Annotated in this window: 21 protein-coding genes; 16 read left to right on the forward strand and 5 right to left on the reverse strand. The window is 69.2% G+C overall.

The features are described 5' to 3' along the window. Nucleotides 1–40 precede the first annotated feature (40 nt). Both ABD798_RS01565 and ABD798_RS01570 read right to left on the reverse strand, forming a co-directional pair. The gene (locus ABD798_RS01565; RefSeq protein ID WP_344870619.1) at nucleotides 41–349 is read right to left on the reverse strand and encodes an STAS domain-containing protein; all 309 of its coding nucleotides are present in this window, start codon (nucleotides 347–349) and stop codon (nucleotides 41–43) included. Next, complete coding sequence (locus ABD798_RS01570) at nucleotides 328–4,182, reverse strand: SpoIIE family protein phosphatase (RefSeq protein ID WP_344870620.1); 3,855 nt, start codon at nucleotides 4,180–4,182, stop codon at nucleotides 328–330. Before ABD798_RS01570 ends, ABD798_RS01565 begins: the two co-directional genes overlap by 22 nt. A gap of 139 nt (nucleotides 4,183–4,321) precedes the next feature. On the opposite strand from ABD798_RS01570, the gene ABD798_RS01575 reads away from it, so the two are divergent. Beyond that, nucleotides 4,322–4,816, forward strand: coding sequence for a hypothetical protein (locus ABD798_RS01575; RefSeq protein WP_344870621.1), 495 nt, complete (start codon nucleotides 4,322–4,324; stop codon nucleotides 4,814–4,816). Here the strand turns inward: ABD798_RS01575 and ABD798_RS01580 are convergent. Continuing rightward, entirely contained in the window at nucleotides 4,794–6,098 is a 1,305-nt protein-coding gene (locus ABD798_RS01580) for an NAD(P)/FAD-dependent oxidoreductase (protein ID WP_344870622.1), read from the reverse strand. The two genes, ABD798_RS01575 and ABD798_RS01580, sit on opposite strands and share 23 nt — an antisense overlap. Nucleotides 6,099–6,213: 115 nt before the next feature. Here ABD798_RS01580 and ABD798_RS01585 point away from each other — a divergent pair, with 115 nt between their 5' ends. Continuing rightward, on the forward strand, nucleotides 6,214–6,525 hold the full coding sequence (locus ABD798_RS01585) for a WhiB family transcriptional regulator (protein ID WP_344870623.1): 312 nt from the start codon (nucleotides 6,214–6,216) through the stop codon (nucleotides 6,523–6,525). A gap of 59 nt (nucleotides 6,526–6,584) precedes the next feature. Next, nucleotides 6,585–7,766 carry an NAD(P)/FAD-dependent oxidoreductase gene (locus ABD798_RS01590; RefSeq protein WP_344870624.1) on the forward strand — a complete coding sequence of 394 codons (1,182 nt, stop codon included), beginning with the start codon at nucleotides 6,585–6,587 and terminating at the stop codon, nucleotides 7,764–7,766. Nucleotides 7,767–7,887: 121 nt separating this feature from the next. Here the strand turns inward: ABD798_RS01590 and ABD798_RS01595 are convergent, their stop codons facing one another. Then, complete coding sequence (locus ABD798_RS01595; protein WP_344870625.1) at nucleotides 7,888–8,532, reverse strand: endonuclease V; 645 nt, start codon at nucleotides 8,530–8,532, stop codon at nucleotides 7,888–7,890. Between the two features lie 212 nt (nucleotides 8,533–8,744). Continuing rightward, nucleotides 8,745–9,977: an HNH endonuclease signature motif containing protein gene (locus tag ABD798_RS01600; protein ID WP_344870626.1), complete on the reverse strand. Its 1,233-nt coding sequence runs from the start codon at nucleotides 9,975–9,977 to the stop codon at nucleotides 8,745–8,747. Nucleotides 9,978–10,725: 748 nt separating this feature from the next. Here ABD798_RS01600 and ABD798_RS01605 point away from each other — a divergent pair. The 13 genes from ABD798_RS01605 to ABD798_RS01665 all read left to right on the forward strand — a co-directional run bounded on the left by ABD798_RS01605 (nucleotide 10,726) and on the right by ABD798_RS01665 (nucleotide 22,493). Beyond that, nucleotides 10,726–11,574 (forward strand): serine/threonine-protein kinase, encoded by an 849-nt coding sequence (locus tag ABD798_RS01605; protein ID WP_344870627.1) that lies wholly within the window; start codon nucleotides 10,726–10,728, stop codon nucleotides 11,572–11,574. A 146-nt stretch (nucleotides 11,575–11,720) separates the two neighbouring features. Then, nucleotides 11,721–12,329, forward strand: a complete 609-nt coding sequence (locus ABD798_RS01610) for a DUF6801 domain-containing protein (protein ID WP_344870628.1) — start codon at nucleotides 11,721–11,723, stop codon at nucleotides 12,327–12,329. Next, nucleotides 12,326–12,988 (forward strand): hypothetical protein, encoded by a 663-nt coding sequence (locus ABD798_RS01615; RefSeq protein WP_344870629.1) that lies wholly within the window; start codon nucleotides 12,326–12,328, stop codon nucleotides 12,986–12,988. The genes ABD798_RS01610 and ABD798_RS01615 overlap by 4 nt, the downstream gene beginning before the upstream one ends. Before the next feature lie 6 nt (nucleotides 12,989–12,994). Then, nucleotides 12,995–14,200 carry an MCE family protein gene (locus ABD798_RS01620; RefSeq protein ID WP_344870630.1) on the forward strand — a complete coding sequence of 402 codons (1,206 nt, stop codon included), beginning with the start codon at nucleotides 12,995–12,997 and terminating at the stop codon, nucleotides 14,198–14,200. Next, the gene (locus ABD798_RS01625) at nucleotides 14,197–15,204 is read left to right on the forward strand and encodes an MCE family protein (RefSeq protein ID WP_344870631.1); all 1,008 of its coding nucleotides are present in this window, start codon (nucleotides 14,197–14,199) and stop codon (nucleotides 15,202–15,204) included. Before ABD798_RS01620 ends, ABD798_RS01625 begins: the two co-directional genes overlap by 4 nt. Continuing rightward, the gene (locus tag ABD798_RS01630; RefSeq protein ID WP_344870632.1) at nucleotides 15,201–16,166 is read left to right on the forward strand and encodes an MCE family protein; all 966 of its coding nucleotides are present in this window, start codon (nucleotides 15,201–15,203) and stop codon (nucleotides 16,164–16,166) included. Before ABD798_RS01625 ends, ABD798_RS01630 begins: the two co-directional genes overlap by 4 nt. Next, the gene (locus ABD798_RS01635) at nucleotides 16,163–17,140 is read left to right on the forward strand and encodes an MCE family protein (RefSeq protein ID WP_344870634.1); all 978 of its coding nucleotides are present in this window, start codon (nucleotides 16,163–16,165) and stop codon (nucleotides 17,138–17,140) included. Before ABD798_RS01630 ends, ABD798_RS01635 begins: the two co-directional genes overlap by 4 nt. After that, complete coding sequence (locus ABD798_RS01640; RefSeq protein WP_344870635.1) at nucleotides 17,137–18,096, forward strand: MCE family protein; 960 nt, start codon at nucleotides 17,137–17,139, stop codon at nucleotides 18,094–18,096. Before ABD798_RS01635 ends, ABD798_RS01640 begins: the two co-directional genes overlap by 4 nt. Continuing rightward, on the forward strand, nucleotides 18,093–19,175 hold the full coding sequence (locus ABD798_RS01645; RefSeq protein WP_344870636.1) for an MCE family protein: 1,083 nt from the start codon (nucleotides 18,093–18,095) through the stop codon (nucleotides 19,173–19,175). The genes ABD798_RS01640 and ABD798_RS01645 overlap by 4 nt, the downstream gene beginning before the upstream one ends. Further along, nucleotides 19,172–19,957 (forward strand): hypothetical protein, encoded by a 786-nt coding sequence (locus ABD798_RS01650; protein ID WP_344870638.1) that lies wholly within the window; start codon nucleotides 19,172–19,174, stop codon nucleotides 19,955–19,957. The genes ABD798_RS01645 and ABD798_RS01650 overlap by 4 nt, the downstream gene beginning before the upstream one ends. 10 nt (nucleotides 19,958–19,967) lie before the next feature. Next, complete coding sequence (locus tag ABD798_RS01655) at nucleotides 19,968–20,555, forward strand: hypothetical protein (protein WP_344870639.1); 588 nt, start codon at nucleotides 19,968–19,970, stop codon at nucleotides 20,553–20,555. A gap of 79 nt (nucleotides 20,556–20,634) precedes the next feature. Continuing rightward, a complete protein-coding gene (locus tag ABD798_RS01660) occupies nucleotides 20,635–21,825 on the forward strand; it encodes a PucR-like N-terminal domain-containing protein (protein WP_344870640.1) in 1,191 nt (396 codons plus the stop codon). Between the two features lie 8 nt (nucleotides 21,826–21,833). Next, nucleotides 21,834–22,493, forward strand: a complete 660-nt coding sequence (locus ABD798_RS01665) for an HD domain-containing protein (RefSeq protein ID WP_344870641.1) — start codon at nucleotides 21,834–21,836, stop codon at nucleotides 22,491–22,493. The last annotated feature ends 94 nt before the right edge of the window (nucleotides 22,494–22,587 follow it).

Raw genomic sequence — 22,587 nt, forward strand, 5'->3', positions numbered from 1 at the left:
GAGCAAGGCTGCGAAAGTGTCGCGGCTCCGTCACTGATCACTAGCCGTAACGTGTCGCCGCAACGCCGGTGAGGCCGGACAGCGTAACGACCTGCTCCACCGCGTTGCCCTTCTGGAGCACCAACTCCAGCCGCCGGTCCCGCGCCTGGGCGAAGAGCACCCGCAGCCCCGCGCTGTCCAGGTAGGTCGCGCGGTGCAGGTCGACGACGACGCGGGCCCCCGCCGCTCCGAACTCGGCCTCCAGCTCACCCGCGTTGGCGAAGTCGACCTCGCCGACCACTGTCACGGTGAGGACCCCGTCCTCGTCACGGCCGGTGAACTTCGCGGTCATGTCGAGCGCCTCCTCCACATCCGGACGGTGGTGCCGCCGTCCCCGCTGTCGATCACGACATCGTCCATCAGAGCGCGCATCATCCGCACCCCCCGGCCCCGGTCGCTCGGCGCGGGGTTGGGGGACAGCCAGCGACCCTCGTCGGCGACGACGACCTCCACGCGCGAGCCGTCCAGCCGCACCGACACCCGCACACGCCCGTCCGGATCGGCCTCGTAGCCGTGTTCCATCGCGTTGGTGGCGGCTTCGCAGGCCGCGACCACGATGGGCTCCGTCGCCTCAGCCACCACGTCCGCCCGCGCCAGCCATTCACGCAGCTCGGTGCGCATCACCGCGAGCTGGTCCGCCCGCGCGGGCAGGTCGAGTTCCAGCGGCGGCGGGGGATGGCGGTAGACCAGCACCGCGACGTCGTCGTCGTGGCCGCCCGGGGGCAGCAGTTCGACGAGCAGCCGGTCCGCCAGCTCGCTCGGCCGCAGCGTCGATGAGCCCAGCACGACCCTCTGCGCGGCGTCGATGCCTTCCAACACCGGCACGTTGCGGCGCTCGATCAGTCCGTCGGTGTAGAGCAGCAGCGTGGAACCCGCGCGCAGCTGGACCTTCGTCTCCTGCCGCGAGCGTCCCGGCAGCACCGCGAGCGGCAGCGAGTGGTCGGAGAGCAGCTCGTGCGTGCCGTCGAGCTGGGCGAGGATCGGTGGCGGGTGACCGGCGTTGCTGTAGCGCAGCGAGCCGTCGACCGGGTCGATCAGCGCGCAGAACATCGTGGTGCACAGCGCTCCGGGGATCTGCGCCGCGAAGGTGTCCAGGTCCTCCAACGCCTGCGCGGGACCGTTGGCGCGCAACAACAACGCCCGCGCTGAGCTGCGCAGCTGACCCATCACCGCAGCCGCTTCCAAGCCGCGCCCGACGCAGTCGCCCACCACGACGCCGATCCGCCCGTCCGCGAGCTGGACCACGTCGTACCAGTCGCCGCCGACCTCCAACGGCTGCACCGCGGGCTCGTAGCGCACGGCGAAGCCGGGAGGCAGGTCGGTGGGCCCGAGGATCGCGTGCTGGAGGGTCAACGCGACCTCCCGGGCCCGGTCGTAGTCGCGCGCGCGGTGCAGCGCCTGCGCGAGGTGGCTGGAGAGCAGGCCGAACAACGCCTCCTCGCCTGCGGAGAACACCCGCCGCGTCCCGAGGCCGAGCCACACAGCCGCGTCGCCGCCACCGAGCGGGGCCGCGACGCCGGGGTTCTCGCCGAGCGCGACGAGCACCGTCGACACCGGGCGCGACCTGGCCGCCGTGAGCGCCTCCAGCGCGGCCGGACCCAGCTCGCCCACCACCAGGTCCGGGGTGCCGTCAACGGAGAAGATCGCCGCCGAGGCCTCCGGGACGGCCAGTGCCGCGCGCAGTGCCGTGACGCCCTCGCCCAGCACCTCGCCGATGTCGGTGGCGGCGGCCAGCACCGACGCGAACTCGGCGATCGTGGTGTCGCGCTCCGCCGCCAGCTTTTCCTCGGTGATGTCGCGCAGCGTGCACACGAAGAGCCGTTCGCCGGTCCCGCCCGGAATGGTCGTCGCGTTCACCGCCACCCAGATCCGGTGGCCCTTGCTGTGCCGCAGGGGAACCCGGAACTGACCGCCGCCCTCGGACATGAAGCGCCCGAAGGCCTCCATCTGCACGCGGTGCTCTTCCGGCCGTTCCTCGGCGTCGAAGAACCACGGCTGCGGCCACGGCGTCGGCAGTTCGCTCGCGGGGTGGCCGGTGATCTCGGTGAACGCCGCGTTGATCTCCAGCGCGGTTCCCCGGTCGTCGGCGACCAGGAAGCCCTCCTGGAGGGATTCCACCAGCGCGTGCCGGAACCGCGACTCCTGTCCGCGCAGCCGCGTCAGCTCCATGTTGGCGCGCACCCGCGCCACGAGTTCGTTGCTGGAGAACGGCTTCGGCAGGTAGTCGTCGGCGCCCGCGGCAAGCCCCTCCACGGTGCTCGCCTCGCCGGAGCGCGCGGACAGGAACAGCACGGGGATCGGCGCGGTCGCCGGGTCGGCACGCAGTTCGCGCACCATCTCGAAGCCGTCCATCCCCGGCATCATCACGTCGCTGAGCACCAGATCGGGCCGGTGCTCGCGAGCCAGCGCCAAGCCGTTGGAGCCGTCAGCGGCCAGCAGCACGCGCCAGTGCGGCTCCAACAGGCGCAGCAGGAACCCGCGCATGTCCGCGTTGTCCTCCACCACCAGCACGACCGCCGAGTCGCCCTCGGGCAGGGTTTCCGGGTCCGGCTCGCTCCACTGCAACGCCTCGTCCAGGTAGACGTTGGTCCTCGCGAGGCCGCTCCTGCTCGGCGCGGTGGTGCTCTCGGAGAACGGCAGCAGCACGGTGAACGCGCTGCCGACCCCCTCCTCCGAGGCCGCCCCGACGCTGCCGCCGTGCAGGCCGACCAGCTCGTGCACCAGCGCCAAGCCGATCCCGGCGCCCTCGTGCGAACGGCCGCCACGGCCCTGGACGCGGTGGAATCGTTGGAACAGAAGGGGGATCTGGTCCTCGGGGACACCGATCCCGGTGTCGGAGACGGTCAGCCGCGCGTGGTCACCGGCGGCCAGCAGTTCCAGCTCGACGTGCCCGGACAGGGTGTACTTCACCGCGTTGGACAGCAGGTTCAGCACCACCTTCTCCCACATGTCCGCATCGAGCGGGACCGGCCGCGGCAGTGGGGGCGCGCTCACTCTGAACTCCAGCCCGGCCCTGCGCACGGCCGGCGCGAAGGACTCGGCGATCTCCCTGGTCAGCGCCGCGAGATCGGTGTCGACGAGCTCGGCCCGCAGCCGCCCCGCCTCGATCCGGGAGAAGTCCAGCAGGTCGTCCACGAGCCTGCCGAGCCGCCCCGCGTTGCGCCGGATGATCTCCAAGCGTTCCCGCTGCCCGCGCGCCAACGGCTCCGCGTCATCGGCCAGCGCGTCCTCGGCGGGCCCGGCGATCAGCGTCAACGGTGTGCGGAACTCGTGGCTGACGTTGCTGAAGAACTCGCTCTTGGCCCGGTTGAGCTGAGCCAGCTTCTCCGCGCGCTCGCGTTCTGCCTGGTAGTCCAGCACGTGCGCGAGCACCTGGCCGATCTGTCCAGCGACCAGATCGAAGAACAGCCGGTAGTCGATGTCCAGCGCGCGGCGCGGGCTGACCCCGAGCGCCAGCGTTCCGATCGGCGCGGGCCGCCCCGCGATCAGGGGGCGCACGATCACGTTCTCCGCGTGCTCCACCGGCGTCGCGCCCAAGTGGATCTTCGCGTGCGGGATGTCCTTCGTGAACCTGCCGAGCACCCGCATGACCTCTTCGCAGGCCCCGTCCAGGTCGTGTGCGGTGCCCCTGATCTCAGCCAGCTCGCGCAGCGCCCGCATCCTGCGCTCGCCGAGCACCTGCGGCGTGGTGTCAGTGGTGGCCACGAAGATGCCGAGCACCTCGCCCGCCGTGTCCAGCACCGGGCCGAAGGAGAAGGTCCAGTAGGTCTCTTCGACGTAGCCGTGCCGGTTGAGCAGCAGCGGTTGGTTCTCGGCGTACGTGGCGCCTTCGCCGTCGAGCACAGCGTCCGCCAGCGGTCCGAGATCGCTCCACGCCTCCGCCCAGCACTCCGCGGCGGGCTGGCCGAGGGAGCGCGGGTGCTTGTCGCCGAGCGCGGGCACGTAGGCGTCGTTGTAGATCTGCAGCAGCTCCGGGCCCCACCACAGCAGCATCGGCACGCGCGACGGCAGGCAGGTGTTGATCGCGCCGACCAGTTCCGGAGACCAGTGCTCCACCGCGCCGAGCGGTGTCCCCGACCAGTCTTCGGCGTCGATCAGCCGTCCCATCTCCCCCAGGGAGGCGAGCCGAGGTCCGTCGCGCACGCGCCTTCGGTACCCCGCCCGCCGGAAACCCAACCCTGCGGTCCACGCGGGTCGTTCAGGGCTTACGCGGTTCGGCGTGTTCGGCGGGGGTGGCTCGGGGTAGCCAGGAAGGACACGCGCGCGCAGAAGGAGGCCGACGATGGATCTTCACCCGGATGACCCCGGACCGCTTCCCGTGGTGGTCAGCGCGATCGGCCTGCTCCGCAGGGGCGCGGTCGAGGGCACCTCGGAGCAGCTCGACGTCTTGGTGGAGCACGGAACCGGCTGGGTTCGCGCGGCGGCGGGCATGCTCGCCGCCGCCGACGCGGACATGTTGTGCGGGCTCGCGGACAGCACGGAGGAGGCCGGGCTGGACTCCGGCTTCGTCGAGGTGCTGGCCGCCGACGGCGAGAACGTGTCGATCGACGACGTGACCCCACCACTGCGAGCAGCGCTGCGCACGGTGCTCGCACACGCCTACGGCGACCCGGAGGCAGCCAGCGAGCAGATCCGGCTCGCCTTCCTCGACGAGGACCCGGCCACCGGCAAGCACGTCCTCGCGCACACGGTGCTGTGGACCGCCCAGCTCATGGACGTCTGCGAGGACCGCGCCGTGCCGGTGCCGCCGTGGCTCAACTCCGGTGGGTTCGGGTGATCTTCTGCGCGTGCGCGGGCTCCAGGATGATCCGTTGCGAGCGCCGGCCGGTCGTCACCAACCACGCCCACTTGAACAGCACAGCGGCCCGGTTGCGCCAGCCCACCAGGAACGCCAAGTGCACCGCTACCCACGCGAGCTTGCCGATGAGCCCGGTCAGCTTCAGCCCGCGCACGTCCGCGACGGCATCACCGGGGGAGACGGTCGCCATGGTGCCGCGGTCGTTGTAGCGGAACGGTTCCGGCGCCGGGTTCCCGGCCAGGCGCGCGCTGATCACCTTCGCCACGTACCGGCCCTCCTGGATGGCGGGCGCGGCGACCCCGGGGATCTCGTCGAGGCTGATCATGTCACCGATCGCGAAGACCTCGGGGTGCTCGGGGATCGCGCAGTCCGGCCGCACCAGGACACGGCCCTTGCGGTCGGACTCCGCCCCGGTCGCCTTCGCCAGCTCTTCGGCCAGCGGCGAAGCCTTCACCCCGGCCGACCAGATCACCGTGCGCGCGGGCAACCGCTGCTCGCCGGGCTCGTAGACGACGCCGTCGCCGTCCACGTCGGTCACCTTCTTGCCCAGCAGCACTTCGACGCCGAGCTTCTCCAGCGTCCGCTTGGTGTGCTCGCGCAGCTTCGGTGAGAACGGCGGCAGCACGGAGTCCACCGCGTCCATCAGGACCACGCGCACCCGCGTCGGGTCGAGCAGCCCCCGGAACTGCTTGCGCAGCGTGCGCCTGGCCATCGCCGCGACCTGTCCGGCCAGCTCCACGCCGGTCGGGCCCGCGCCGACGATGGCGATGGTCATCCACCGGTCGCACTCCTCGGCGCTCTCCGCGGCGGCCGCGTTCTCGAAGGCGGACAGCAGGCGCGAGCGCAGGTCGATCGCGTCGGCGAGCGTCTTCATCGGCCTCGCCACCTCGCGCCACTCGTCATGGCCGAAGTAGCTGTCGGTCGCCCCCGCCGCCACGACGAGCGTGTCGTAGCTGAGCTCGCGGCTCGCGCCGTCCGAGAGGACGACCTCGACGTGCTTGCCCGTGGTGTCGAAACCGACCACCTCACCGAGCAGCACCTTCGCGTTGCGCTGCCCGTGCAGCACGTCGCGGATGGCGGGCGCGATGTCGCCAGGGGGCAGCAGCGCGGTCGCCACCTGGTAGAGCAGCGGCTGGAAGAGGTGGTGGTTCATCCTGTCCACGACGGTGACCTCGACGGGAGCGTCCTTGAGCGCTCGCGCGGCGGCCAGCCCTCCGAAGCCCGCTCCGACGATCACGACCCGGTGTGCGGCAGCTGTCATGCCCTTCGGCTACCCGTGCCCCCGCGTCCCTATCCCACTGTCCACAGTGGAGGGGGATTGCGCGCGGGCGCGGTGGGTACACGGGGGTCAGTGCGGCACTGGGAGGAGTACGGAGATGGCGGAGATCAGCAGGCTGCCCACCCCTGTGGTGGAGGAGTGGGACTGGCAGCGGTTCGGGGCCTGCAGGGGCAAGGAGAGTTCTGCCTTCTTCCACCCCGACAACGAACGCGGCATGGCGCGGCGGCGTCGCGACGACGAGGCGAAGAAGGTGTGCGCGGCCTGCCCGGTGGTGCAGCGCTGCCTGGAGCACGCACTGGCGGTCGAGGAACCGTACGGGGTGTGGGGCGGGCAGGATGAGGACGAGCGCCGGGCGGTGGTGCTGGCCCGCAAGGGCAGGAGCAGGACCAAGCGGCGCCACGCCGCGTGAGCGCGCCCTTGCCCTAAGGTGTGGCACCGGCTCGGTCTGGTGTCACTCCTGGAGGTCCTGTGGCTGGTCGGCGCGTTGTCGTGGTGGGCGCCGGGGTCGTCGGCGCGAGCGTGGCGCACCACCTCACCGAGCGCGGCTTCACCGACGTCCTGGTGATCGACGCCCGTTCGGAGGGCACGCTGCCCGGCTCGACCGGATTGGCCCCCGGGCTGGTCGGCCAGCTCAGCTCCGACCGCGACCTGGCCCGCCTGGCGATCGACAGCGTCGAGCTGTACTCGCGGCTGCCCGGCCACTTCCACCGGGTGGGCTGCCTGGAGGTCGCCACCTCCGAGGCGGGCATGTCCGGCTTCGCCGCCGACGTCGACAACGGCGCCCGGCTCGGCCTCGACGCGCAGGTGATCACCACTTCCGAGGCCGCCGTGCTGGCCCCCGGCCTGGTGTCCGACTCCGCTCACGGAGCACTGCTCATCCGTGACGACGGCGCCGTCGACCCGGTCGCCGTGACCGCCGCGCTGATCGCCTCCGCCCGCGAGCAGGGGGCTCAGTTCCGGTGGAACAGCCCGGTTCGCCAGCTGGAGGAGCAGAACGGCCGCGTCGTCGGAGTCCGCTTGGACAGCGGCGTCGTCCGTGCCGACACCGTGGTCCTCGCGGTCGGCGTGTGGGGCCCGACGCTCGCTTCGACCGTCGGAGTGCAGGTGCCGATGCTGCCCGTCGAGCACCCCTACGCCTTCACCGTGCCCAGCGAGGACCTCACCGCTGAGCCGATCACCATGCCGATCGTGCGTTACCCCGAGCACGCGGTGTACTGCCGCACGCACGGCACCCGCTACGGCTTCGGCACCTACGACCACGAGCCGGTGCCCGCCGCGTTCGGTGCCACGGCCGCGCGGCGCTTCCGCGACAAGGTGTTCGAGCCCGCGCTGACCAAGGCCCGCAAGCTCGTTCCCGCGCTGCGCACCGCCGACGTGGAGAAGCGGATCAACGGCGTGTTCGCGCTGACGCCCGACGAGCTGCCGCTGGTCGGTCCGGCTCCCGAGGTGCGCGGCCTGTGGCTGGCCGAGGCGAGCTGGGTGACGCACGCGGGCGGGGTCGGCAAGCTGCTCGCCGAACAGCTCCTCGGTCTGTCCAGCGGTCTCGTCGACCCCGCCCGCCTCGCCCCGTCGCGCTTCGCGGGCTGGACGGCCGAGCGCGTCGCTAAGGCCTCGCTGCCGCACTACCGGGGCATCTACCTCACGCACTAGCACTGCTCAGCGTTGTTCGACCTCGTCCACCACTGTCGCGGGCGCGTGCCGGTCGAAGAGGGCTCTGAAGCCCGCCGGTTCCGTCGTCTGTGGTGTTCTCCGCGAGAAGCCGGGTTCCTGTTCACGGCGACTGCCGGCAGAGCTGGTCCGCCAACCGTGTCGTCTCCGGCACCCGGTACTTCGGCGTCAACTTCAGCGTCAACGCGCACGCGCTGTCCAGGTCGGTGCGGTGGCCAACCGAGACGAACACCGGCTTCACACCGTCCCTCGTCCGCAACGCCGCGCCGACCTCACCCCCGTCGTCGTGCAGCAGAGGTGTGCGCGCCCCCCGCTCCGGCCCCGGCATGTCGAAGCGACCCAACGGCGTCTTCGCCACCCCGATCGCAGGCAATCCCGTGATCACCCCGAGGTGGCACGCCAACCCGAACCTGCGCGGGTGCGCCAACCCCTGCCCGTCGCAGACGAGCACGCCGGGTGCTTCGTCGAGCCCGTCCAGCGCCGCCAGCAACGTCGGCACCTCGCGGAAGGCGAAAAGCCCCGGGATGTAAGGGAAACTCGTCTCCCCTTCCGCCACGCTCGTCTGGATCACCTCCAGCGTCGCCACCTCCAGCACCACCGCCGCCGCGACGATCCGATCTCCCGTGTAGTCCACGTCCAGCCCGACCGCCGTGCGCGCCGCGCTCACGTCCGTCCCGCTCAGTTCGACGCGGTGCCTCAGCCGCTGCTGGATCTCGACGGCTTCCGCTTCGGTGCTCGGTGTGCGCATCACGCCAGTATCCCGGGTGCGCCGGTTCCTGCGCGGGTCCGGCTTGACCTGGGGCCCCTCGCGCGTGCCCTTGGGCCTCTTACGGGCACGGAAGGGATTCCGGCCCTCGCGGGGAAGCGTATGGCACGCGCACCCCAGGTAAAGCCTCCGTTCCGTTGTGCCCCTTACCTTGCAGCCTGCTGCGCGCACGTCGAATACACCTCCCCTCTCGGTTATGCGGTCAGCCGTGGGTCGACTCTGATGTTGCGCATCGGCTTCTGCTCCGCATCCACCCACGTCGGCGGAATAAAGTCCGGCCGCCCATCCTCCCCGAAGACGATCTTCCAGTCTTCTTGGTGGATCACGTGATGGTGGTGCGAGCACAACAACGTCATGTTGTTCAAGTCGGTCGGCCCACGATGCTCAACCCAGTGCAACACGTGGTGGGCTTCCGTCCACGCGGGCGGCCGATCACACCCCGGGAACGCACATCCCTTGTCCCGCACGGCTAGAGCCCTCCGCAGAGGAGCAGGCGCGGTCCGAGCGGAGCGCCCGTAGTCCAGGGGGACGCTCTCTCCGTTCAACACCACCGGGATCAGTTCAGCGTCGCAAGCGAGTTGCCGGATCAGGGATGCGGTGGCTTCGCCGTCCCAGTCGGTGTACCCCGACCGAAGCTTCTCCTCCAGATAATCCAACCTCATCGTGACGACCATCTGCGGCCGAACACCACCACTGGCCGGAAGATCATGGGTGGCCATCGCAACCGCGACCAACTCACACAACCCGTCGGCATACCGCTGCTCCACCGTCCGAGGATCTTGCTCGCCGTTGGTCGGCCGTGGTTTCGACACCGCATGCAGGGCTTCTTCGAAGATCGCGCCCTCGATCGGCGGCAAACACCCGGTGAAGAACAACGACCCGTGCTGATCCTTGCCCATCCGGAACGACCGCGCCTCCACGGCTTTCTGCTCGTCCGCGAAGGCACCCGCCTGATCGAAGTGCGACCGAACCCGCTTCCCTGCTTGTGCCAACTCGCGCGAGGTCAGCTCGGGTGCGTAGCTCAACAGGATGTCTTCGGCTTCGTCGGCCGCATCAGCGGGAATGTTCTTGATGACATCGGCGATGACCGCCGCGTGATCACCGCTGATCTCGCCTGCGTACAGGGCGTCCTTCGTGGAAGGGACGCCGGGCAGGTCTTCTACGAGCAGCGAGCGTCGCTTCGCTTCCGCCGGAGAAATCTTCAAGTGCGACCGCAACAGCGTCGCCAAATTCCGGCACCCTTGCGCGGTGTGCAGACCACGATCCTCCGCATACTCGGCGGCGTCGATCTTCGCTGCGGTCACCAGGTTGGTGAGGGTCTCCAAGTCGACCAGGAACGCGAGATGCTCTTTCTCGGAGAGCGTGTAGACGTCGTGTGATTCGAGATGATCTACCAAAAGAGACTTCACTGCCTTGATATCCAACATGATTCACCTCCCCTGTGCTGGCTACCCCTAATTTTAGCAACTCCTCCGACAGCGTCAAATCCGTTGCAGGCCAAGAGAAAACGGAACTGTCAGCCGTCAGCGAAACCGGGTCGGCTTTACCTGGGGTGCGCGTGCCATACGCTTGTCAGCGTGGCCGGGATTCATCCCGTGCCCGTCCGGCCCACTACGGCACGCGCAAGGGGCCCCAGGTCAAGCCGACCCCTGCGCTGGAACCACCACGCCCCACACGCACCCCACCGCTCCTGGCATCCGGTGCCACCTGGAACCCCAGCTGTCCCCGACCTGGAAGCGCAGCCGTACCCCGCTGGAAAGAGCTAAAAGCTCCAGCCTTTCCCCAGCTGGAAGCCCAGCCGGTGCAAGCTGGAAGTCCAGCCGTCCCCCAGCTGGAAGCCCAGCCGGTGCAAGCCGAAACCTCAGCCGTCCCCGGGCTGGAACCCCAGCCGGTGCAAGCCGGAAGTCCAGCCGTCCCCGGGCTGGAAGCCCTGTCGGTGCAAGTCGGAAGTCCAGCCGTCCCCGACCCGGAAGCCCAGCCGGTGCAAGCCGGAACCCCAGCCGTCCCCGACCTAAACGCCCGACCTAAGCACCCGACCCGAAATGCCCAACAGTCCAAAACGGACAGCCATGTCACTAACTCGGTGGACACCCCGCCGCGTCGGAGCTGCTTGAAGCGGTTTCACGACCCATCATGGTGGGCACGCAACACGTAAGAGCGCCGAAGGAGGTCCGCATGGCAGGCAAGCACGCCAAGCCGGACCCGACTCTGCTCGACGGCCGTTACCAGCTCGAAGCGCCGATCGGGCACGGCGGCGGAGCGGACGTCTTTCGCGCGACAGACACGATGCTCGATCGCCCGGTCGCGGTGAAGATCTTCCGCAGGGACGCGAAACGACGGTTCCACGCCGAGTGCGGGGTGTCCGCACGGTTGAGCCACCCCAACATCGCCACGGTGTTCGACGCAGGCACGGACCACGGGCGGGATTACCTGGTACTCCGCTTGATCGAAGGGCGCACGCTCGCGGAGAAGCTGGGGAACGGTCCGCTCTCGCCGGGGTGGGTCTGCCGCATGGGTGGCCTGATCGCGGAGACGCTGGCGCACGTGCACGCGAACGGTTTCGCGCACGGCGAGATCGAGCCGACGAACATCCTGCTCGGTCCCAAAGAGCAGCCGTACCTCGCGGGTTTTGGCAGCGCGCGCTCCACTGAGGACACCAGTGCTGACGTTCGCGCGCTCGGGCTCGTGCTGAGGAAAGCGGTCGGCTCGAAGGTGCCGGACGCGATCAGGGCCATGATCGCCGATGAGCCGCCGTCGGCCGCCGAGTGCGCGCGCAGGCTGAACGCGACCGCGCGGAGGCTCGGGGTCGCCCCTGTGCTGCCGGTGTGCTCGGTCCGCCCGCCCGCCAGCGAGCCCGAAGAAATGCCGGAGCCGGTGCGGCGGCGCGGATTCGCGGTGGTTCTGGCGGGCGCGTTCGCGGTGACGTCATTGCTCGTTTTTCCGGCCGGAGTACTCGACGCGACCACTCCGGCACCAGTGCACCGTGCCCCGACTGTCGTAGTGGACACCGTCGCGGCGCCATGAAATCGCAGCTCAGGGGCTTGTTGTCAGTGTGGTGAGCAATTCGTACCGCGTGTTTTATCATTGTTCTGATAATGCTTTGCCGGTAATTTGCCGGTAACCTACCGGCAAGTAGATTCCCTGTTCTTCTCGCCGTTGGGAGTTTTCCCGTGAACAGACGAGTGATGGCGTTCGGCGTCGTCGCCGGGTTCGGTGCCGCCCTGCTCGGCATCGGCGGTGGCGTCGCGGTCGCCGGCCCGGTCAGCACGACGCTCACCTACAGCTGCGACTTCCCGCTGATCGGCCCCTACGACGTCAGCACCAAGATCGATGTCACCCTGCCGGACTCCGGATCGGTCGGCCAGCCGATCCAGGCCACCGACCTCAAGGTCACCGTCACCGTCCCGGAGGACGTGGTGGCCGCGCTCGCGATCTTCGAAGCCGCCACGGTCGCGGGCAGCGCCACGGCGGGCGCGGTGGTCACCGACGCCGCCGGGCAGTCCCAGGACCTCGCGCTCTCCCTGACCGTGCCGAGCGCGGTGATCCCGCCGACCGGACCGCTGCCCGTGCTCGCACTCGGCGCCGTGCCGCCCGCGACCGTGACCAGCGCGGGCACCGCGAAGATCTCCGTCGCCCCCACCTACAACGCCACCCTGACCCCGAGGAAGGCCGACGGCTCCGAGACCGACCTCGGCACCTTCGAGCTGCCCTGCACGGCGAGCCCGGCGACCCAGGACCGCACGCTGGGCACGATCCCGATCGCCAGCGCCGTGCGATGAGGTTCGCGGTCCTCGCGATCGCGCTGGTCGCCGTCCTGGTGACCGCGTCGGCCTCGGCAGGCGGCGCCACCCGCCCAGTGGCGCCCGCCTGCCCCACCGATCCCTGCGAGCCGGGGGTGGACGCGCTCACCCCGATCGACTTCAAGATCGTCGGCAAGTCCACGGTGGCGAAGCTCAAGTCCGACCTGGCGATGGGGCCGGGGGAGATGCGCACCCTGCTCGACGCCAAGACCGGCGACGTCACCGGGGACCTGATCCTGCCGCCCTCCTCCGGCTACTTCGTCATGTTCGGCTTCACCCCGACAACGTCCACTGTGGACTTCACCCAGGACGGCAAGACCGTCGGCAAGATCGTCCGCGGCGTGCTGACCACGACCTCCAAGGTCAGCATCCGGCTGAGCGATGTGAAGGTCGCGGGCGTGCCGCTGGACGTCGGCCCGAACTGCCGCACGGTGACTCCCGCGGTGATCGAGCTGACCAGCGGGCCGTCACCGCCGCCGTTCGTGCCGCCGCGCCTGCTCAAACCGCTCTACGGCACCTTCACCATGCCCGCGTTCTCCGGGTGCGGAGCGAAGGAACCCCTGGACACGCTGCTGACCGGGCTGATCTCCGGGCCGGGCAACGCGGTCCGCGTCGAGCTGACCCACATCCCCCGGTGAGGACCCATGCTCCAGCGCGCACTCGGACTGGTGCTGCTGGTCGTGCTGGCCGCCGTGCCCGCGCTGACCGTGGCGATCTACCGCGACGCCTTCACGACCTCCACCACCGTGACCCTGCGCACCGACCACACCGGCAACCAGCTGTCCGTGGCCTCCGACGTGAAGGTCAACGGGCTGCTGGTCGGCGAGGTCCGCAGGGTGTCCAGCCGAGGTGACGGCGCGGAGCTGGAGTTGGCTCTGCACCGGGACAAGAGCGTTCCCCGCGACTCCACCGCGCGCCTGCTGCCGAAGACGCTGTTCGGTGAGCGGTACGTCGCGCTGCGGCCTGGAACCGGTGCGCCCCTGGTGGACGGGGACGTCATCGGCCAGGACCGCAGCAGTTCCGCCGTCGAGCTGGAGCGCGTGCTGGCCGGGGTGATGCCCACCCTCCAGGCGCTCCAGCCGCAGAAGCTCGCGGTCACGCTGAGCGCCGTTTCCCAAGCACTGCAAGGACGAGGTGCGCAGCTCGGGCGCACGCTGGTGCAGCTGGAGGACTACGTGCGCCAGCTCAACCCGCACGTCCCGCAGCTCACCGACGGGCTCGGCAAGCTCGCCGCAGCGTCCACTGTGTACTCCGACGCAACTCCTGACCTCTTAGAAGCTCTGCGGGAGTTGACGGTCACCAGCACCACGCTCGTCGAGCAGCGCACCAACAACGACGCGCTGTTTCGCAGTGTCACCACGACGTCCAACGACTTCGCGACCTTCCTCGACCGCAACGAGCGCAACCTGATCCGCCTCGCTGCCGCGAGCCGTCCGCCGCTGGAGCTCTTCGCTGAGTACTCGCCGTCGTTCCCGTGCACTTTGGAAACGCTGGTCAGCCTGAAACCGATGCTGGACAAGGCGTTCGGCAAGGGAACTGGGAAGCCGGGCCTGCGCGTGTCGGTGCGTCCCGCGCCGTCGAAGGGCGCGTACGTGCCCGGCAAGGACACTCCGCGCTACGACGCCAAGGGCGGGCCGAAGTGCTACCCGTTCGGCCAAGCTCCGAACCGGGGCGGCTTCGTGCCGATCTCCGCCGACGGTGAGCTGGGTGTGCCGAACTCGCCGCAGGAGCGCGATGTCGTCGCCGCGCTGGTCGCGCCGTCGCTCGGCGTCGCGCCCGCTGACGTGCCGAATTGGGGCAGCGTGCTGCTCGGGCCGATGCTGCGCGGAACGGAGGTGAGCGTCGGATGAAAGAGCTGATCAAGTTCGCGGTCTTCGCGGTCGTGACGATCACCATGACCGTGGTGCTCGCGGTGACGATCAACGGCGCTGGAGTCGGTGACGGCGTTGGCTACCGGGCGATGTTCGCCGATGTCACGTCGCTGAGCGAGGGCGATGACGTTCGGATGTCCGGAGTTCGCGTCGGCCAGGTCGATTCGATGTCCCTTGTGGACGATCGTGTCGTCGAGGTCAGGTTCTCCGTCAGCGCCCGTCGCAAGCTGCCCGCCACGAGCCGCGCGGTGATCAAGTACCGGAACCTGGTCGGACAGCGCTACCTCGCGCTCGAACCGGGCGACGGCGGCCCCGGCCCACTGCCTCCTGACGCGACGATCCCCTTGGAACGCACCACTCCGGCGCTCGATCTGACCCTGCTGTTCAACGGCTTCAAGCCGCTGTTCCAAGCGCTCTCGCCGGAGGACGTGAACACGCTTTCGATGCGGATCATCCAGGTGCTGCAAGGAGAAGGCGGGACCGTCAAGAGTCTGCTGGCGCACACAGCCTCCCTGACTTCGACGATCGCGGCCAAGGACAAGGTGATCGGCGAGGTCGTCGACAACCTCAACTCCGTGTTGAAGACGGTCAACGAGCGCGGTGACCGATTGTCCACTTTGGTCACAACTACGCAGCAGCTGGTCAGCGGGCTCGCTAAGGACCGCAAGCCCATCGGTGACGCGGTGAGCGCGCTCGCGGAGCTGACCGAGGCGACTTCTGGCTTGCTGGGCCAGGCACGCGAGCCGTTGCGCAAGGACATCGACGGACTGCGCAAGTTGTCGGCGAACCTGACGGAGAACTCCGATGTGCTGGACGGTTTTCTCAAGCGCCTTCCGGTGAAGTACGAGAACCTCGGCCGGATCGCCTCCTACGGCTCGTGGTTCAACTTCTTCCTGTGCTCGGCGGACGCGCCCGGAGTGCAGCCCGCGCCCGGCGGCCCACCGGTCGGCATTCCCGTGACCGCGGCGAGGTGTGGCGGATGAAGCGCCGCGATCCCGTGGTCATCGGAGCGGTCGGCATGGTCGCGATCGTCGTCGCCATGCTCGCCACGTTCTTCGCCGAGGACTTCTTCGGCGGGCCTCGGCACACCGCCGAGTTCGCGGAGTCGGCTGGGCTCAGCGAGGACGACGAGGTCCGGGTTTCCGGCCTCAGCGTGGGAAAAGTGGTCGCCGTGGACCTGGCGCGAGACCGCGTGCGCGTGACCTTCCGCACGGGCAGCGTCCGGCTCGGTGACCGGACCTCGGCGTCGATCCGGATCAAGAACCTGCTCGGCCAGAAGTACCTCGCGGTCGAGCCGCGCGGAGAGGCAGGCCTGACCGGGCCGATTCCCCGCGAGCGCACGTACTCGCCCTACGACGTGACCGAGGCGTTCTCCGGGCTGTCGAAAACGGTCGATCAACTTGATACGAAGCAGCTCGCGAACGGCTTCCGGGTCTTGTCGGAGGCCTTCAAGGACACCCCGGACGAGGTGCGCAAGGCTCTGGCAGGACTGTCCGCGCTGGCAACGACGATCTCTTCGCGGGACGCGCAGCTGGCGGCTTTGCTGGGAAACACCGAGCGGATCACGCGCACGCTCGCCGACCGGGACGGCGAGATCGAACGATTGCTCAAGGACGGCAACCTGTTGCTCGGCGAGATCGCTAAACGCAGGGAAGCGATTCGAGCGCTGCTGACCGGAGTGCGGACGATGTCGAAGGAGCTGTCCGGGCTCGTCGACGACAACACGAAGCAGCTCGGCCCGGCGTTGCAGGAGCTGGAGAAGCTCGCGGACGTCTTGCAGCGCAACCAGAACAACCTTGACAAGGGACTGTCGCTGTCGGGGCCGTTCTACCGGCTGATCGCAAACGCGACGGGCAACGGGCGATGGGTCGACAGCTATGTGTGCGGGCTCGTCGGCTCACAGAACGGTTGCATCCCGCCGAAGCCCTCGGGAGGCACGCGATGAGGCGGGTTCTGGTGCTCTCCGTCGTCGTTCTCCTCGTCGCGGCAACGGGGGCGTTGTGGGTGCTCAGGCCGCCGAGCACGCGGATCACCGCGTTCTTCAGCGCGGCAGTGGGCGTGCACGAAGGGACGGACGTGCGCGTGCTCGGCGTCAAGGTCGGCGAAGTGCTGTCAGTCCACCCAGAACCGCAGCAGGTCAAGGTGATCCTCTCGGTGGAGCACGATGTGGAGCTGCCCGCTGACGCGCACGGGGTCGTGGTGACGCCGACTGTGGTCAGCGATCGCTATGTCCAACTGGCTCCGGCGTTCACTGGTGGGCCGCGCATGGCCGACGGCGCGGTGATTCCGGTGGAGCGCACGGCGACGCCGGTCGAGCTGGACCAGCTCTACACGAGCCTGGACCGGATGACCACCGATCTCGGGCCTGGGGGAGCCAACAAGGACGGCGCGCTGTCGGAGCTGCTGAACACCGGAGCGGCCAACCTCAAGGGCAACGGGGCCGCGATGAACGAGATGATCACCAAGCTCGGGCAGGCCGCGAAGACGCTGAACGGCTCGCAGAAGGACCTGTTCGGTACCGTGAGCCACCTCCAGAAGTTCACCTCGATGCTTGCCCGCAACGACGGTCAGGTGCGCTCGGCGGAGCGCCAACTCGCTGAAGTGACAGGGTTTCTGGCTGCCGACCGAGACGATCTCGGTGCCGCGCTCGCCGAGTTGCCGCGAGCGCTGGCGAAGGTCCAGGGCTTCATCAAGGACAACCGCGCCCGCATCAAGTCCTCTGTGGACAAACTCGCCGAGATCACGAAGGTCCTGGTCGCGCAGAAGGCTTCGCTCGGTGAGGCGTTGGACGGCGCGCCGCTCGCGGTGACCAACCTGATGAACGCCTACGACCCCGCGCGCAAGGTCCTGGACGGCCGGGTGAACATCAACGAGCTGTCCCCGCTGTTCCCGTTGCCGCCGGTAGGGGAGACGCGATGAGACGAGCACTGGCGCTGCTGGCCGTCCTGCTGCTCACAGCGGGATGTGTTGGCGCGTATGACATCCCGCTTCCCGGAGGCGCGGACGTCGGTACCAAGCCGTATCGGGTCACCGCACAGTTCCGGGATGTGCTCGACCTCGTGCCACAGTCCTCGGTGAAGGTGAACGACGTCGCGGTGGGGCGGGTGGAGAGCATCGACCTCGCCGAGGACGGCCGGACCGCCGACGTGCGCCTGGTGCTGAACGGGGACGTGCGGTTGCCCGCCAATGCGGTGGCCCAGCTGCGCCAGACCAGCCTGCTCGGCGAGAAGTACGTGGAGCTGGCCCATCCGAAGCAGGAGCCGTCGACCGGCACGCTCGCTGACGGAGCCGTGGTTCCCGTCGCGCGCAGCGGCCGAAACCCGGAGGTGGAGGAGGTCTTCGGTGCGCTGGCCATGGTGCTCAACGGCGGCGGAGTGGCTCAGCTGCGTGACATCACCAGGGAGCTGAACGCCGCGCTCGGCGGGAACGAGAAGGAGATCCGCTCCCTTCTGTCCACAGTGGAGGCTTTCGCGCGCGGCCTCGACCAGAACCGTGACAAGATCACCGCCGCGCTGGAGGGCGTGCGCAAGCTCTCCGTGACGCTGGACGCGCGGCGCGAACCGATCGGGACGGTGCTGGACAAGCTGGAGCCCGGCATGAAGGTCTTCGCCGAGCAACGGGAGTCCTTCACCGCGATGCTCAAGGCGCTCGACCGGCTCTCCGGCGTCGCCTCGCGGACGATCACCGCGAGCAAGGACGACATGGTGGCCGGGTTGCGCGCGCTCGAACCGACGCTGCGCAGGCTCGCCGAGTCCGGGCAGAAGCTCCCGCAAGCCCTCGAAGTGCTGCTGACCTACCCGTTCCCGGACTCCGCGCTCGATGCGATCAAGGGCGACTACCTCAACGTGTTCCTGACCCTGGTGGTGCCGCGATGAGGACCAAGATCACGGCGTTCGTGCTGATCGCGTTGCTGGGCATCAGTTACGTGGGCGCGCGGTACGCCGGACTGTTCGGGACCGGTGGCTATGTGGTGCACGTGCGGCTGGCGGACTCCGGTGGGCTGTTCACCAACGCCGAAGTGACCTATCGCGGCGTGGCGGTCGGGCGGGTCGGGCCGATGCGGCTCATCGCCGGAGGCGTCGAAGCCGATCTGGACATCCGCCCTGACGCACCGCGGATCCCCAGTGATCTCGCGGCAGTGGTGGCCAACCGCTCGGCGGTGGGGGAGCAGTACATCGACCTGCGCCCCAAGGTTTCCGGCGGGCCGTTCCTGGCGGCGGGCTCGGTGATCACCGACACCGCAACGCCGAAACCGGTTGAGGCCTTGCTGTCCAATTTGGACAGTTTCGTGAGATCAGTTCCCAGTGATTCGCTGAGCACGGTCATCGACGAGCTGGGCACGGCGTTCCAGGGCTCCGCGACGAACTTGCAGGCGTTGTTGGACGCGGCGGGCAGCTTCACCAGTGCCGCGGCGGAGAACCTGCCGAAGACGACGCGGCTGCTGATCGACGCACCCACCGTGCTGCAAACGCAGATCGAGGAGGGCGAAGCGTTGAAGTCCTTCAGCGCCAACGCGAAGCTCTTCGCCCAGCAGCTGCGCTCCTCCGACGGCGACCTCCGCAAGCTGATCACCGCCGCGCCGCTGGTCTCCGAGCAGGTCAGCGCGGTGATCAAGGAGAGCGGTCCCGGGCTCGGCACGCTGATCGGCAACCTTATGACCACTTCGGAGCTGTTGCTGGTGCGACAGGACGGCTTGGAACAGCTGCTGGTCAAGGTGCCGCAGGCGGCGGCAGCGGGGTCCACTGTGGTCGGTGACGACGGATTCCACTTGGGACTCGCGGTGACGTTCTTCGCGCCGCTGCCCTGTGTTTCCGGCTATCAGGGAACGGAGTACCGCAACGGGCTCGACGTGACGCCGGGCAAGCCGCTCAACGCTTCGGCGAGCTGCAAGGCTCCGGCGAGCAGTGGCACCAACGTGCGCGGTGCGCAGAACGCGCCGAAGGGGGCACGATGAGGGGCCTGGCCGTAGTTCTGTTGCTACTACTGGCAAGCTGCGCTGCGCCGGACTCGCGCGGCGACGCGCTGCGAGCCGGTCAGCGTGCGCTGGCGGTGTTCAACACGCTCGACCACCGCAACCTGGACGAGGGACTGCGGCGCTGGCTGGACGAGTCCACGGACGGGCTCCACGAGGAGTTCTTGAAGATCGACAAGGAGCGCATCCGCCGGGCCGCAACCGTCACCGAGGGCCGGGCGACCGATGTGGCGCTGCTGCACGTGGACGAGCGCACCGCCAAGCTCATCGCCGCCGTGGAGGTCAAGGTCACGCCGACATCGGGTGAACCAGTCACCAAACGTGGGCGCTACCAAGCGGATCTGCGCCGCACACCCGTCGGCTGGAAGGCTTCGGCCGTCGCGCCGGTACCCATCTCGGCGGAGCAGGTGATCACCCACGAGGGCGTCGAGCACGTCGTGGAGGCCATGGCGACACTGTTCTCCTACCGCTTCGACGACACCACCGACCGAACCCGAGATCTGTTGCACGGCAAAGCGATCGAGCAACATCACCGGATGTTCGACGCGATCCGCCGACAGGGCGCCGAGCAGCGGATCGTGCTGGCCTCGAAGGTCGTCCGCGCCGGAATCCGCGTGCGCGAAGGGGATCGCGCCGTCCTGCTGGTGTTCCTGGACCAGGCGTTGGAGCGCGGCGGGCAGACGAGCGTCGCCGCCGCGCAGCTCACGGTCACCACCGAACGCGTCGACGGAAGGTGGCGCGTCACCGATCTGCAACCCCGATGAGGAGACCGCAATGCGACGAGTGATCACGGTGCTCGCCACCGTGCCCCTGCTGCTCGGACTGCTCGGCACCGCCCCGGCCGCGGCCGCCGTGAAGATCGACTACGAGGTGACCGGCACCGACACCATCAAGAAGACCGGCTCCGCGCTGCACCTCGGCCCCGGCCGGCTCAACACCGAACTGGAGGCCTCGACCGGCGCGATCACCGGCTCGCTCACCCTGCCGCCGGTGCGCACCACCTTCACCGCGCTCGGATTCCTGCCCGTGGCGGCGAAGGTCGAGTTCATCCCGGTCGGCAAGACCACCGGCAAGATCGTCGCGGGCGTGGTCACCTCGCGCTCCGAGCTGCGCGTGAAGCTCAGCGACGTCACCGTCGGCGGATTCCCCGCGCTGGTCGGGGACTCCTGCCAGAGCCGCACGCCCATGGTGGTCGATCTGACCTCCGAGCCGGGGTTCTCTCCCGTTCGCGGCGGCAAGCTCTCCGGAACCCACGAACTTCCACCGTTCGGCGGCTGCTTCCTCGCCGAAGTCCTGATAAACCTGCTCGTCCCCGGCCCGGACAACGTGCTCTCGTTGGAACTCAAGCGAATCACCGGTTAGGCGGCTGTGTCGGCGGCCCTGGTGGAAATAACCTTCCCGGGCCGCCGTCCTCGAGACTCCTTCACCGTGGAAGGCAGCCGTGACCAGGTTGATCGACGCGGGCAGCCCGTGGGCCGAGCTGCCGAGCGAACTCGCGCCGCTGATGCGCGCCCAGGTGCCCGGGGTCACCGAGCAGATCCTCAGCCGCATCCAGGAGGAGATACCCGAGTACTCCCGGCCGCTGGACGGCTCCTTCGGGCAGGCGATCACCAACGGCATCGAGCACGCGCTCAGCCAGTTCGTGCGCCGCGTCGCCGACCCCAGGGCTCCGCTGGACGCGTGCGCGGAGATGTACCGGCGGCTCGGGCGAGGGGAGTTCCGCGAGGGGCGCAGCCTCGACACGTTGCAGGCCGCCTACCGGCTCGGCGCGCGCATCGCCTGGCGCAGCATGTCCGAGTTCGGCGAGCAGGTGCAGCTGTCCACCGCGACCATGCGCGCGCTCGGCGAGGCCGTCTTCGAGCACATCGACGACCTCGCCGCGCTCGCCGTGGAGGGCTACCTCGCGGCGCAGGCGAAGGCCAGCGGCTCGCTCGAGCGCCGTCGCCGCAGGCTGCTGGAGCTGATCCTCGCGGAGCCCGCCACGCCGCGTCAGGTGATCGCCGAGCTGGCCGACGCCGTGGACTGGCCGTTGCCCGCGCGGGTGCACGCGGTCGCGCTCGATCCCGGCGCCGTGCCCGAAGCGCTGGTGGACGGCCCGATCCTCGCCGATCTGGAGGGGCCCGCGCCGCATCTGCTCGTGCCCGAGGGGATCGACTTCGACGAGCACCTCCGCGAAGTCCTGCACGGCGGGCGCGCCGCGGTCGGCCCGCTCGCCGCGCTGGAGGAGGCTGCCGAATCGCTTCGCTGGGCGCGCCGCGCCGTGCAGTTGGCCCGCGACGGCGTGCTGCCCGACGCGCCGGTGCTGCGATGTTCGGAGCACCTCGCCAGCCTGTGGTTGGTCAGCTCGGCGTTCCTGCGCGATGCCCTTATCCGCCAACGACTCGCGCCACTCGACCCGTTGACTCCGCGCCAGTGGGAGCGGCTGGCGGAGACCTTGCTCGCCTGGCTCGAAACGCGCAGCGGAGCGCCCGGCGTCGCGTCTCGGCTCGGCATCCACCCGCAGACCGTGCGCTACCGCCTGCACCAGCTCGAAGACCTCTTCGGCGAGGCGCTCAACGACCCCATCACCCGCTTCGAGCTCGAAGTGGCGTTGCGCGCAGACCGGCTCGCGCGGGGGGACCGCGACATATAGTCGTGTCAGTGGAGATCTTGAACGAAGACTCGCTTGCGGAGTCGAGCATTCTTGCTGATCAGAACCCGCTGCCCTCGACCATCGACGCACGGCTTCGCGCGCAGTTGGAGTTCGTCGTCGAGGTGGACCGGCTCAAGACCATTCTGCGCCAGTCGCCGCTCGCCGCCGTCGACCGCCGCGAGAACGACGCTGAGCACTCGTGGCACCTCGCGCTGATGGTCGTGTTGCTGGCCGAGCACTCCGACGAGCCCATCGACGTCGGGCACACCGTCAAGCTGGTGCTCGTGCACGACCTCGTGGAGATCTACGCCGGTGACACACCGCTGTACTCCGACGCCACCGATCAGCAGGAGCGCGAAGAGGCCGCCGCCGACCGGCTCTTCGGTCTGTTGCCCGACGATCAGGCTGTGGCTTTGCGGGCGTTGTGGGATGAGTTCGAGGCCCGGAGCACTCCGGAAGCACGTTTCGCGAAGGCCATGGATCGGTTGCAGCCGTTGCTGTTGAACTGGATGGCTCGCGGCGGCACGTGGAAGTCGCCGGGCGTGACGGCGGATGTCGTGCGCGCGCGGAAGGCCGTGATCGGCGAGGCGTCGTCGTCCTTGTGGGCCGCTGGGCAGGAACTGATCGACGAGGGCGAGCGCAGAGGCTGGTCAGCCCCGGGCCGCTAGCCGCATCTCCCGCTGCACCCAGGGGTTCGCCAGTCTTCAAGACCACCGAACCCCCTCGTCGATCATCGTTAACCGCCACAAACCCTGACGCTCG

It is taken from the genome of Allokutzneria multivorans (assembly GCF_039537405.1).
In the GTDB taxonomy this organism is placed as follows: Bacteria; Actinomycetota; Actinomycetes; order Mycobacteriales; family Pseudonocardiaceae; genus Allokutzneria; species Allokutzneria multivorans.